Raw genomic sequence first — 11,666 nt, 5'->3', positions numbered from 1 at the left:
GAATCTCGACCGCGCGCAGGTCGAGCCGCTCGATGGCCTGCAATGCGGCGTAAAAGCCAGGCGACTCGACCGCGATGACGTCGCCCGGGCGCGTCACCGCCATCAGACAGAGATTGAGCGCTTCCAGTGCGCCGTTTGTCACGACGATTTCCTCGGTTGCCACGGAGAGGCCCGTGCCGACGTAGCGCAGGACGATCTGGCGACGCAGGTGGTCATTGCCCGGTGGCAGGTCCGCGACGGTACTCCACGGGCTCAGCGAGCGCGTGCCCTGTGCCAGCGACTTGAGGAGCCTGGCGGACGGAAAGAGCAGAGGAGAAGGAAAAGCGGAGCCAAGCGGCACGATGCCAGGATGCTTTGCCGCATCGAGCACTGAAAAGACGAGATCCGAAATGTCTACCTTCGCGGACTCCGCGAGTGTTGCCGCCTGCGTGGAAACCGCTTGCTGGACTCCCGCACCCGGTGTGACATAAAAACCGGAACGCTCCTCGGCACGAATGAGCCCCCACTCCTCGAGCAGATAGTACGCACGCAGAACGGTCGACTGACTGACGCCATGCTGCGCGATGATATAGCGCAGGGAAGGCAGGCGAGAGCCGATCGGAATATGGCCGGCCCGGATCTCTTCAGCGAGCGTGGTGGCGAGTGCCTCGTAGCGGGTCATGTAGGACTTTGTTGGAATGTTTGTCGCATGTTACTAAGCGTCGGACGTCATGTGATGCTGGGAGATGTGAACGTTCGGCGAGCTTGTCGGCGCACAGTATGGCTCGAAAGCGGCGCGGCCGCCTGCCGGATGCTGATGCCTGGCACAATCGCATGCAAGCTGGAAGCTCAACAAGGTGCAATACCGCGGGCGGGAATCACCCATGTGAGCCTCGGGGCGGCCAGCCCGCGCGACCCGAACATGGGTGAGGGAGAGAGTCCAGATGGTGACAACGGCGACGACAGACGGGCAGCGCATCCGTGTGTGCTGCAGTCGCCGCAAATGCGCGGGATGATCGCCTCAGGTGCGCTGCAACGCCGCGCTCGCGCGTTCTTGTCGGAACAGGTAGAGCGCAACGAATGCCAGCAGCAGCTCGAGCGCCGCGAACGACGCAAAGGCCAGCTCGAAGCTGCTTTGTTCGAGCGCGCCGAACGCGAAACTGCCGAAACCCGCGCCGACAAACAGTGCAAATACATTCAGCCCCATGGCCTGCCCGGGCCGCTTGCTGCCGAATGTCGTGACGATCCCGGCGAACATCGGCTGTGTCATGTCATAGCCAAGCGACAGGATCATCGCCACCAGCGGCAACACGGCGAGCGGCATGCTCACCAGCAACGCAATGACCGCCACCGAGCCGAGTGCGAGCCCGAACGGGATGATGGTCGCGCGCCCGTAACGATCGGCCATGCGCCCTATCACCGGCCCCAGTACCGTTCCAGGGATGCCATAACCGAGCAGCGCAGCCCCAATGAGCGCAGGGCCGACGTGGTATGCCTGTCCGATAAACACGCCAAGCCATGCGAACACGCCTGAGTGAAACATCGAGTTCAGAAACACGAATCCGTACGTCCGTCGTGAGCGCGCGTCACTCAGGAGGTCCCGGTAGCCCTGCAGCACGCCACGCACGGGCATGCCCATCGGCTGAACGGTAGCGGCAAGATACTGACGGAAGCGTCCCAGCACGAACAGCGCGAACAACCCGAGCGCACCGATGATGATGAACAGGCCTCGCCAGCCGACCAGCGGGACCAGCATGGCCCCGAGAGGAGAGCCCAGCGCCATGCCACCCGCCATCGCGCCAAACAGCCAGCCGAGCGCCCGTCCACGCTGTTGCATCGGGTACAGGCGACCGACGAGGGCAATTGACAGCGGAACGGTGCCACTTGCTCCAAGACCCGTGATGACCCGCCATGCGGTCATCTGGCCAATCGAGGTGGAGGTGGCGGTGGCGAACGCAAGTACTGTGAAGGCCACCAGCGAGCAGAAGATGACGCGGTGGATGCCGAGCCGGTCACCCAGCACGCCGTAACACAGCGTCCCGATGCCATACGGAATCAGGTAGGCGGGCACAACCCACGCAACGCGATTCACGGGTGCATGAAATGCACTGGCAAGCGTCGGAATGATCGGTGCGACCATGTAGGCCTGAAAGAAAACGAGGAACGCGACGGCTGCGAGCATACGCAGCAGACGTTCGCGTGATTGCTCATTCGACGATGGGGAGAGCTTTTCAGTTTTCATCGATAGAGGCGCCATATCTCGTGAATCAGTGCATCGCATGGAGCGATGGTTTCAAAACCCGGAATATCTTCGCATAGACCCAGCAGATGGGCGCTGAATACGGCGAAGTCCGCATTTGCACCGACGGCGTCACGGATAACGTGCATCAGATCTGCCTTCTGGTCGGAAGTGAGAGAAGTCGGCATGCCCGATCAGCCTGCCAGTCGCGCAACCGCGCGTGCGAGCCGGCTGAAGCCGTCATCGATCTCCTCGTTCGTGATAGTTAGCGGTGGGGCGATCCTGAGCACGTTCTCGCCTGCGGAAAGACACAGCAGCTTCTCCTCGTGCGCGAGCGCGATCAGGTCCGATACCGGCGGAAGGCATTTCAAGCCCATCAGGAGACCGCTGCCGCGTACCTCGCTGAACACCTGCGGATAGTGCAGGGCCAGCTCGCGCGCCCACGCAAAAAACCGCTCGGATGCCCGCGTGACACGATGCAGGAATGCCGGCGCGCTGATAATGTCGACCACCTCGGAGGCGACAGCCATCGCCAGCGGATTGCCGCCGAAAGTCGAGCCATGCGTGCCGCGCTCCATCGCGGCGCCGACTGCTTCGGTCGCGAGGCAGGCTCCAATCGGAAATCCACCGCCCAGGCCTTTCGCGGTCGCGAGCACATCGGGGATCGCATCCTGCTCATAGGCGAACAACGTCCCGGTTCGTCCCATTCCCGTCTGCACTTCATCGATCAGCAGCAGGATGCCGTGCTGGTCGCAGATAGCGCGCAGGCTGCGCAGATAGCCGGGCGGCATCGGTCGCACGCCGCTTTCGCCTTGCACGGGCTCGACGAGCACGGCTGCCGTGCGCGCGGTGATGGCCCGCTCGAGCGCGGCGAGATTGCCGAACGGAACCTGATCGAATCCGCCGGGCAGCGGAGCGAAACCCTCGAGGTACTTCTGCTGGCCGGTGGCCGTCAGCGCGGCCAGGGTGCGGCCGTGGAATGCCCCTTCGATCGTGATGATGCCGTTGCGCTCGGGGGCGCCGTTGACATAGTGGAAGCGACGCGCCGCTTTGATCGCGAGTTCGACCGCTTCCGTTCCGGAGTTGCAGAAGAAGACCCGGTCGGCAAACGACAGCTCGCAGAGCCGCTGCGCGAGACGTTCCTGCTGCGGCGATGCATACAGATTCGACGTGTGCCAGAGCTTGCGCGCCTGCTTGACCAGCGCATCGACGAGGCGTGGATGACCGTGGCCGAGCGCATTCACGGCGACGCCACTGCCGAAGTCCAGGTAGCCCGTTCCATCGGCCGTGAACAGCGTACTACCGGCTCCGCGCTCGAAGGAGATCGGCGCTCGGTTGTAGACCGGCATCAGAAACGAACGGACTTTGTCGTGCATGAGGGACCCCCGATAGGTGCGAAAATGCAGGCATTGTCCGAGCAGCAGCGGACTGCGCACAGCAGCAGGTGCGGGAAAATATTGCGCAGCAACCGCGTGCTGGGGTAAATCAATCGCCATCTGCTGCTGTTTCGCGTTCGACGGCGAATCTATCCTCGGTGCTTGTTCTCACATCCCGCGGATCATCGTGAATACAGCCAAAGCCCGACCTTCCCCGAATCTCCTGCGACTGTCCGCTGCGACGACCCGTGTCCAGTCGTCCGCGATCCGCGACCTGTTCGGATTGCTGTCACACCCGGAGGTCATTTCATTGGCCGGCGGCTTTCCGTGCGTCGACGCGATCGACGTCGACGGACTCAGGGATGCGGCCGCGCGCGCGATGCGCAAGTCGGCCGCGCAGGCGCTGCTATATGGCAGCGTCCAAGGTCATGAACCATTGCGCGAACTGATCGCTGAACGTTGCCGTGGATATGGAACGCGGCTGCAAGCACCGGACCTGCTGATCACCTCGGGGTCGCAGCAGGGCATCGACCTCGTCGCCCGGACGATGATCGATCCCGGCGATACCGTCGCGGTAGAAGCGCCGACCTATCTGGGCGCATTGCAGGCATTCCAGGCGCAAGGGGCAAAGCTCGTCTCCGTACCGACGGATGCCGACGGGCTGGACGTCGTCGCGCTGGAACGGATCATCGAACAGCATCGTCCGAAATTGCTTTACCTGATACCGAACTTTGCGAATCCGACGGGCGCCGTGCTGGCGTTGCGGCGTCGCAAGCCGCTGCTCGATCTGGCGCAGCGCTACGGCGTGCTGCTCGTCGAAGACGATGCCTACGGCGAGTTGTACTTCCGCGATCCGCCGCCGCCGTCGCTGCTTTCGCTGGCCACCGACGACGAACGCGAATGGGTCGTTCATCTATCGAGCTTCTCCAAAATTTTGGCGCCGGGACTGCGCCTCGCCTGGATCGCTGCACCCCTGGCACTGATGCCGCATCTGTTGCTGGCCAAGCAGATCAGCGACACGCATGCGTCTGCCACTGCGCAACTCGTCGCGTTCCATTTTCTGAATGCAGGGTCATTGGAGCCGGCACTATCACGGGCACGCGGCTACTACGCGAAGCAGGCGATGGTCATGCAACGGTCGATCGGTGCGGAACTCGGCGATATCGCGCTGCGTGCCGCGCCGATCAGGGGCGGCATGTTCCATTGGCTCGAACTGCCGGAAACCGATACGAACGCTCTGCTGCAACAAGCGGTGCAGGCGGGCGTCGCTTTCGTGCCGGGAGCGCCATTCTTTGCGGATGGCACAGGCTCGAACTATCTTCGCTTATCGTTCGCGAGTGCGACGGCCGATCAGATCGGAGAAGGAATGCGACGTCTCGCCCAGGCCATCGGGACGCACGATCGACCCGCAAGCGCCCTCCAGCCGACCCCTCGCTGAATCAGTGCGGGGCGAGCGCTGCTGCGCTCCATTAAGCGCCATCTGCTGCTTGAGGCGGCTACTGCGGCGCGATATTTTCCTTGTTCCGTGTGAACCACACGTCCGCCATTTCCGCACTATGTACCGCTACAACGAATTCGACAAAGCCTTCGTGCAAAGCCGCGCGGCCCAGTTTCGGGACCAGATCGAACGTTGGCAAGACGGCAGGCTGGGCGAGGATGCGTTTCGCCCGCTGCGCCTGCAAAACGGCTGGTACGTCCAGCGGCACGCGCCGATGCTGCGTGTCGCGGTTCCGTATGGCGAGCTCTCCAGCGCGCAGCTTCGCGTGCTCGCGCGAGTTGCACGCGAATACGACGAGCCCGAAGCAGACGTGTACCGGCAGGCAATGGAGGCTCAGCGCAAGCTCGGCACCGTGCGCTTGCCTACCAATCAAGCGCACTTCACGACACGCACCAATGTTCAATTCAACTGGATACCGCTGTCGAAAGCCGCCGACGTGATGGACCTCCTCGCCACGGTCAACATGCACGGCATTCAGACCAGCGGCAACTGCATCCGCAACATTTCATGCGATGAGCGGGCAGGTGTGGCACCGGACGAGATCGCCGACCCGCGACCCTTCGCCGAAATCATGCGCCAGTGGACCACGCTGCACCCCGAGTTCGCGTTTCTGCCGCGCAAGTTCAAGATCGCGATCACCGGCGCTAAGGAGGACCGCGCGGCGACCGGATGGCACGACGTGGGACTGCGCCTCGTGCGCGACCAAAATGGCGAGCTGGGCTTTCGCGTATCGGTGGGCGGGGGCATGGGCCGCACGCCGGTCATCGGCACCGTGTTGCGCGAGTTTCTGCCGTGGCGGCACATCATGAATTACATCGAGGCCGTGGTCCGCGTGTACAACCAGTTCGGACGACGCGACAACAAATACAAGGCGCGTATCAAGATCCTCGTGAAGGCCGAAGGCCAGCGCTTCATCGACGAAGTAGAGGAAGAGTTCCGGCAGATCGTGGATCACGACGGCGGTCCGCACACGATTCCGCAAGCCGAGTTCGACCGCATCAGCACGTATTTCGTCGTGCCGCCGGCAGCGGCCGAGCGCCGAGTGGCCGACCCGGCCGCTGCTGCCGCGCTGCAAACCGCTGCGCGGCAGACGCCGCAATTGCAGCGCTGGCTGGAGCGCAACGTCGCGCCGCACAAGGACCCGTCCATGCGCATCGTCACGCTGTCGTTCAAGCGGCCATTGCAGGCGCCCGGCGATGCATCGGCCGAGCAGCTCGAACGCGTGGCGGATCTCGTGGACCGCTTTTCGTCGGGAGAAGCGCGCGTCACGCACACGCAGAACATCGTGCTGCCGTGGGTCCACGTCGACGACCTGCTCGCGCTCTGGCACGCGGCGGTCGCGGTGCAGCTCGCAAGCGCCAATGTGCATCTGCTCACCGATATGATTTCCTGCCCTGGCGGCGACTTCTGCGCGCTCGCCAACGCCCGCTCGTTGCCGATCGCACAGAGCATCATGGAGCGCTATCAGGACATCGACGAATTGAACGACATTGGCGAGGTCGATCTGCATATCAGCGGCTGTATCAATTCGTGCGGCCATCATCACAGCGGACATATCGGCATTCTTGGCGTCGACAAGGATGGCGCGGAGTGGTATCAGGTCACGCTCGGCGGCGCGGATGGCTCCGCGCGCAGCGGCGACGCCCGCTCCGGCAAGGTCATCGGCCCGTCGTTCGCGTCACATGAAGTGACCGATGTCGTCGACGCGGTGCTCGGCCGCTATGTGGCGTTGCGCGAGCGGCGCGGCGAACGTCGCGAGACTTTCATCGAAACCGTGCGCCGGGTCGGACTCGACCCATTCAAGGCTGCCGCGGACGCGGTTCGCGCCACGGCGCAGGAGCGCGTATGAAGACCCCGGCACGCATTCGCCTGCTCGCCGCGCACGACCATGCCGCCGATGCAGCGGCGCCCGTACTCGCTTTGCCTAACGATGCCGATCCGCTCGCGTATGCGGCCGATATTTCAGCCGCCGCGCGCGTCGAGTTGCATTTCCCCACCTTCACCGATGGACGCGCGTACTCGCAGGCGTACCTCATGCGTCGCCGGCTCGGCTTCCAGGGCGACTTGCGGGCGACAGGCGAGGTACTGGTCGATCAACTGATGCAGATGGAGCGCATGGGCTTTTCAAGCGCGGTACTGGACGAAACCGTCGCCGTGCAAGACGCGCAGCGTCAACTCGAACGCTTCAACGGGTTTTATCAGGGCGATGTTGTGCGCGAGGCGCCGTATGGCGCGACTGGTATAGGTGTCGCGTCGCCTGCGTCCGTGCCGCCCGACGGAGCCTGAGCGCGGCGCAGCGGCCCATATCGCCGCGATGCGCTCATCGCATTGCCAGTCCAACCAGCACACGGAACGGCAGCGCCAGAAGGAACGCCGCAGCGACGCCGGCGAACCAGAGCCCGACGAACCAAAGGGCGTGCTTCATCAGTGCGCCGCGTTCAATGATATTGAGCATGATCGGGCACCTTGTGGCGAAAGACCCAGTATCCCGCTGCGGTGTAGGCAAGGATGACGGGTACGACAATCACAGCTCCAATCAACGTGAATACCTGTGATGAGCGTGGTGCGGCTGCATTCCACAGCGTGATCGAGCTCGGAATCGCATAGGGCCATACGGAGACCAGAATACCGATATAGCCTAGCAAGACGAGCAATAGTGCGAGGACGAACGGCACAGCGTCATAACGGCGACGGGCCGCACGGAACAGCAGTGCCGCCACGACGATGACCGCAATCGGCACGGGAGCCAACCGGTAAAAGTTCGGGAACGAGAACCATCGCGCTGCAATTCGGGCGTCTGATATCGGGGTCCATATCGACACCGCGATCATGAACATCAGCAGTACGATCGCGAGCGGAGTGATGAACTGATGCAGTCGCTGTTGCAAATCGCCGTCCGTCTTCATCGCAAGCCAGCATGTACCGAGCAATGCGTAGGTCGACATCAAGCCGAGTCCCGACAGCAGACTGAACGGTGAGATCCAGAAATAGGTCTCGCCCGAAAAATGCCCATTTTCAACCGGGATGCCTTGCAGGTATGCGCCCAGTATGATTCCCTGAAAAAGGGCCGCGCCTGCCGAACCTAGCGTGAAAGCGAGACTCCAGACATTTTTCGTTCGGTTTGCCGTGTGGCGTATTTCGAATGACACGCCCCGAACAATCAGACAGACGACCATCAGAATGATGGGCAGGTAAAGTGCTTGCAGCGTCACCGAGTACGCAACCGGAAAGACTGCCAAAAGTGCGGCTCCGCCGAATACGAGCCAGGTTTCGTTGCCATCCCATACTGGCGCGAGTGTGTGCATCATCCGGTCACGTTCGCGGTCGTTGGGAAAGAACGGGAAAACGATTCCGACGCCCAGATCGAAACCGTCGAGCGCAACATAAGCAAATAAACCGATTCCGATGATTGCGGCCCACACGACAGTGAGATCCATGTTTCGCCTCCGGGATTGCTATCAGTTATCGCATCGTTATTTGGTTGCGGCGAGTGGTGAGCGAGCTCTTGTGACGGAGTACTCTGCCGTGGCATCTGGAAGCGCAAATACCTGATCGATGTCGGGGCCCTGACGCAAGTACTTCAGGATGTAATAGACGCCCGTGCCGAAGACCATGCAGTAGGCGATGACGAGGATCATCAGGGTAAGTCCAACGTCCTCGGCCGGCAGCGGAGAGGCTGCGTCGACCGTGCGCTGTATGCCGTAGACAACCCACGGCTGCCGGCCGACTTCGGTCGTGACCCAGCCCATCAACAGCGCGATATAGCCGGTCGGGCTCATCGCAACGGCCAGATACTGGAGCGTGCGACTCTCGAACAGGCGGCCTTTTCGTCTCAGGGCCAGCGCAACAACCGCGAGCAGTAACATCAGCAGTCCGAGCGCAACCATGATGCGGAAGCTCCAGAAGACGATGGTCGAGTTAGGGCGGTCCTGTTTCGGGAATGACTTCAGGCCGCGAATTTCTCCATCCCAGCTATGGGTGAGGATAAGGCTCCCCAAGTGCGGAACCTGGATCGCATATTTCGTCACCTCTGCGTCCATGTCCGGAAAGCCAACGAGATTCAGCGCGGACCCGCCGTGTTCGGTCTCCCACAGTCCTTCGATCGCCGCGAGTTTGGCCGGCTGGTACTCGCGTGTGTTCAAGCCGTGCAGGTCGCCGACGATGATCTGGAGAGGGGCGAGTACGAGCAGCATCCATAGCGCCATCGAGAACATGGTCTTGACGGCAGGGTCGCGCCTTCCCTTCTGCAGATGCCAGGCACCCGTGGCCGCGACGACGAGGGCGACTACCAGAAACGCCGCGATCGTCATGTGGGCGAGACGGTACGGAAACGACGGATTGAAGACGATGGCGAGCCAATCGACGGGAACGACGCGCCCCTCTTCGACGATAAAGCCTTGTGGCGTCTGCATCCAACTGTTGGAGGCAAGAATCCAGAACGTCGAGATGACGGTTCCGGTCGCGACGAGCATGGTCGCGGCGAAGTGCGACCGGCGTCCGACCTTGTTCCAGCCAAACAGCATGATGCCGAGAAACCCCGCCTCCAGAAAGAAGGCTGTCATCACCTCATAGGTCAGCAATGGACCCGTGACGGAACCGGCGAATCGAGAAAAGCCCGACCAGTTCGTGCCGAACTCGTAGGCCATCACCACGCCGGAAACAACCCCCATTCCGAACGCCATCGCAAATATCTTCGACCAGTATAGGCACAGTTCCTTGTAATGCGGCTTTCCGGTCTTGAGCCAGCATCCTTCGAGTACAGCGATAAAGCACGCGAGACCTATACTCGTCGCGGGGAAGATGATATGAAAAGATATCGTGAAGGCGAACTGGATTCTCGACAGGTCGGCGGCGCTCATAATCACGATCGTTCTCTCCTGCTGCGCGCACAGGAAGCGCGCGACACAAAGCCGAAGTCCAAAGGAGTCGCTAACGCAAAATGGCGTCGTCCGAATCGCGTAAAAAGAAAGCAATTCGAGCCGTGATCACGGTCCTTCTGGCCCCGCACCAATCTGCTTGCGGCGATTCTATGTCATCGGTTTGAATCGTGCGTCGTAACTGCGCATCGTCGCAGGATGACGGCAGCGGTGTGAAGCGTTCACGCGAATTGCCGCTCGAAATTGCGCATATAGTCGACAAGGGAATGAACGGCTTCGACAGGAAGCGCGTTGTATAGCGAAGCGCGCATGCCGCCAAATATCCGGTGCCCTTTCAGATTCAGCAGTCCCTGCGCCGCCGCGCCGTTCAGGAACGCGTCGTTCAGTGAAGGATCGGTGAGATGAAACGGCACGTTCATTCTCGATCGGACCGCGGGCGATACCCGGTTCTGGTACAGCGAACTTCCGTCGATCGTCTCGTAGAGAAGGGCGGACTTTTCAATGTTGCGCTTTTCGATGGCCGGAATTCCGCCGTGACGCTTGATCCATTTGAAGACGAGACCCGCAACGTAGATGGCCCAGGTGGGAGGGGTGTTGTACATGGAATTGTGCTTGGCTAGCGTACTCCACTCGAACACGGAAGGGCAGATGGGAAGCGCCCGATCGAGCAGTTCTTTCCGTACGATGTAAACCGTTACCCCGGCTATGCCGACATTCTTCTGTGCGCCGGCATAGAGCACGTCGTAAGCGGACACGGATACGGACCGGGAAAGAATATGTGAAGAGACGTCAGCCACGATCGGAACGCCTTGCGAGTCCGGCAGATCGAACAGTTCGATGCCGTCAATCGTTTCATTGGTGCACAGATGCAAGTACGCGGCGTCAGGTGAAACAGGCCATTCGCAGGCAGGCGGCACATGGATACGCCCGTTTCTCTCTGCGGCAATCGCTACCAGGCGGGCTTCGCAATACCGCTGCGCCTCATCGAGAGATCGGCTCGACCAGTAACCCGTCACGACGTAATCGGCACTGCGGCGACCGCGAAGGAGGTTCAGCGGAACGATCGCATTTGCGCCGAGGCCGCCGCCCTGCATGAAGAGAATCTGATGGCTGTCAGGCACCTCCAGCAGTTCGGTCAGGTCGGAGAGCGCATCGGCCAGGATCGACTCGAACTGACGGCTGCGGTGGCTCATTTCCATTACGCTCATTCCGCTTCCGTGCCAATCGGGTATTTCGTCCGCGATTTGATCGAGGACTTCTTCGGGAAGGGTTGAAGGGCCAGCAGAAAAATTGAATGGGCGGCGCATATGGTCAACTCAGTAGTGCAGCGTTCATCGCAACGGCGTATGCACGAGGGAGGAAGATCGTTCTTTTCTGCTGCCGATGTTAAGACGCCTGTTCGTATTCGGGCAGACACAGTTGCGATCGAAAACGTGAATGCAGTCCACGGCCCGGACTGCGTGTCGTCCGCATATACCTAACCCCTACATAGCTTTCCCACATAGTGATGTAAGGTACGATCTCTAATCTTGCCGAAATTTGGCAAGGAAACTTGGCATGCTGGGAGGGTGAAGAATTCAATGGATTGGAAAGTCAGTGGTTCGCAAGACGACATTGAATTTGGGCCTTTCAAGCTCTTTGTCCTGGAGCGACGCCTTGAAAGAAGAGGCGTTCCTGTCAAGGTCGGGAGCCGAGCG

The 11,666-nt window shown here is 61.2% G+C and carries 11 protein-coding genes; 3 read left to right on the top strand and 8 right to left on the bottom strand.

The features are described 5' to 3' along the window. From VSR82_RS38760 to VSR82_RS38745, 4 genes are all read right to left on the bottom strand, one after another. On the bottom strand, positions 1-661 hold a 661-nt coding region (locus VSR82_RS38760; RefSeq protein WP_498858799.1), incomplete at its 3' end, for a GntR family transcriptional regulator. A 339-nt stretch (positions 662-1,000) separates the two neighbouring features. Then, positions 1,001-2,221 (bottom strand): MFS transporter, encoded by a 1,221-nt coding sequence (locus tag VSR82_RS38755; protein WP_498858798.1) that lies wholly within the window; start codon positions 2,219-2,221, stop codon positions 1,001-1,003. Further along, entirely contained in the window at positions 2,218-2,406 is a 189-nt protein-coding gene (locus VSR82_RS38750) for a hypothetical protein (protein WP_498858797.1), read from the bottom strand. The genes VSR82_RS38755 and VSR82_RS38750 overlap by 4 nt, the downstream gene beginning before the upstream one ends. 6 nt (positions 2,407-2,412) lie before the next feature. After that, on the bottom strand, positions 2,413-3,594 hold the full coding sequence (locus tag VSR82_RS38745) for an aspartate aminotransferase family protein (RefSeq protein ID WP_498858796.1): 1,182 nt from the start codon (positions 3,592-3,594) through the stop codon (positions 2,413-2,415). Between the two features lie 187 nt (positions 3,595-3,781). Between VSR82_RS38745 and VSR82_RS38740 the strand changes: the two genes are divergently transcribed. The 3 genes from VSR82_RS38740 to VSR82_RS38730 all read left to right on the top strand — a co-directional run bounded on the left by VSR82_RS38740 (position 3,782) and on the right by VSR82_RS38730 (position 7,378). Next, positions 3,782-5,032 (top strand): aminotransferase-like domain-containing protein, encoded by a 1,251-nt coding sequence (locus VSR82_RS38740; RefSeq protein ID WP_498858795.1) that lies wholly within the window; start codon positions 3,782-3,784, stop codon positions 5,030-5,032. Between the two features lie 118 nt (positions 5,033-5,150). Continuing rightward, positions 5,151-6,941 carry a nitrite/sulfite reductase gene (locus VSR82_RS38735; protein WP_498858794.1) on the top strand — a complete coding sequence of 597 codons (1,791 nt, stop codon included), beginning with the start codon at positions 5,151-5,153 and terminating at the stop codon, positions 6,939-6,941. Continuing rightward, positions 6,938-7,378, top strand: a complete 441-nt coding sequence (locus VSR82_RS38730; protein ID WP_498858793.1) for a DUF934 domain-containing protein — start codon at positions 6,938-6,940, stop codon at positions 7,376-7,378. The genes VSR82_RS38735 and VSR82_RS38730 overlap by 4 nt, the downstream gene beginning before the upstream one ends. Before the next feature lie 34 nt (positions 7,379-7,412). Here the strand turns inward: VSR82_RS38730 and VSR82_RS38725 are convergent, their stop codons facing one another. The 4 genes from VSR82_RS38725 to serC all read right to left on the bottom strand — a co-directional run bounded on the left by VSR82_RS38725 (position 7,413) and on the right by serC (position 11,276). Next, the gene (locus tag VSR82_RS38725) at positions 7,413-7,547 is read right to left on the bottom strand and encodes a hypothetical protein (RefSeq protein WP_498858792.1); all 135 of its coding nucleotides are present in this window, start codon (positions 7,545-7,547) and stop codon (positions 7,413-7,415) included. Then, positions 7,531-8,529: a cytochrome d ubiquinol oxidase subunit II gene (cydB, locus tag VSR82_RS38720; RefSeq protein ID WP_498858791.1), complete on the bottom strand. Its 999-nt coding sequence runs from the start codon at positions 8,527-8,529 to the stop codon at positions 7,531-7,533. Before cydB ends, VSR82_RS38725 begins: the two co-directional genes overlap by 17 nt. A gap of 36 nt (positions 8,530-8,565) precedes the next feature. Further along, positions 8,566-9,951, bottom strand: coding sequence for a cytochrome ubiquinol oxidase subunit I (locus VSR82_RS38715; RefSeq protein WP_498858790.1), 1,386 nt, complete (start codon positions 9,949-9,951; stop codon positions 8,566-8,568). A 239-nt stretch (positions 9,952-10,190) separates the two neighbouring features. Next, a complete protein-coding gene (gene serC, locus VSR82_RS38710; protein ID WP_498858789.1) occupies positions 10,191-11,276 on the bottom strand; it encodes a 3-phosphoserine/phosphohydroxythreonine transaminase in 1,086 nt (361 codons plus the stop codon). Positions 11,277-11,666: the final 390 nt, after the last annotated feature.

Origin of the sequence: Burkholderia sp. JPY481, from assembly GCF_038900515.1 — a bacterium.
Taxonomy (GTDB): Bacteria; Pseudomonadota; Gammaproteobacteria; order Burkholderiales; family Burkholderiaceae; genus Paraburkholderia; species Paraburkholderia youngii.
The sequence above is the reverse complement of the archived record's forward strand: the minus strand, read 5'-3'. Positions and strand labels throughout refer to the sequence as shown.

Bases quoted from the DNA above. Each gene is read 5' to 3' on its own strand.
- VSR82_RS38755 (WP_498858798.1), bottom strand. From the start codon at position 2,221: ATGAAAACTGAAAAGCTCTCCCCATCGTCGAATGAGCAATCACGCGAA.
- VSR82_RS38750 (WP_498858797.1), bottom strand. From the start codon at position 2,406: ATGCCGACTTCTCTCACTTCCGACCAGAAGGCAGATCTGATGCACGTT.
- VSR82_RS38745 (WP_498858796.1), bottom strand. From the start codon at position 3,594: ATGCACGACAAAGTCCGTTCGTTTCTGATGCCGGTCTACAACCGAGCG.
- VSR82_RS38735 (WP_498858794.1), top strand. From the start codon at position 5,151: ATGTACCGCTACAACGAATTCGACAAAGCCTTCGTGCAAAGCCGCGCG.
- VSR82_RS38730 (WP_498858793.1), top strand. From the start codon at position 6,938: ATGAAGACCCCGGCACGCATTCGCCTGCTCGCCGCGCACGACCATGCC.
- VSR82_RS38725 (WP_498858792.1), bottom strand. From the start codon at position 7,547: ATGCTCAATATCATTGAACGCGGCGCACTGATGAAGCACGCCCTTTGG.
- cydB (WP_498858791.1), bottom strand. From the start codon at position 8,529: ATGGATCTCACTGTCGTGTGGGCCGCAATCATCGGAATCGGTTTATTT.
- VSR82_RS38715 (WP_498858790.1), bottom strand. From the start codon at position 9,951: ATGAGCGCCGCCGACCTGTCGAGAATCCAGTTCGCCTTCACGATATCT.
- serC (WP_498858789.1), bottom strand. From the start codon at position 11,276: ATGCGCCGCCCATTCAATTTTTCTGCTGGCCCTTCAACCCTTCCCGAA.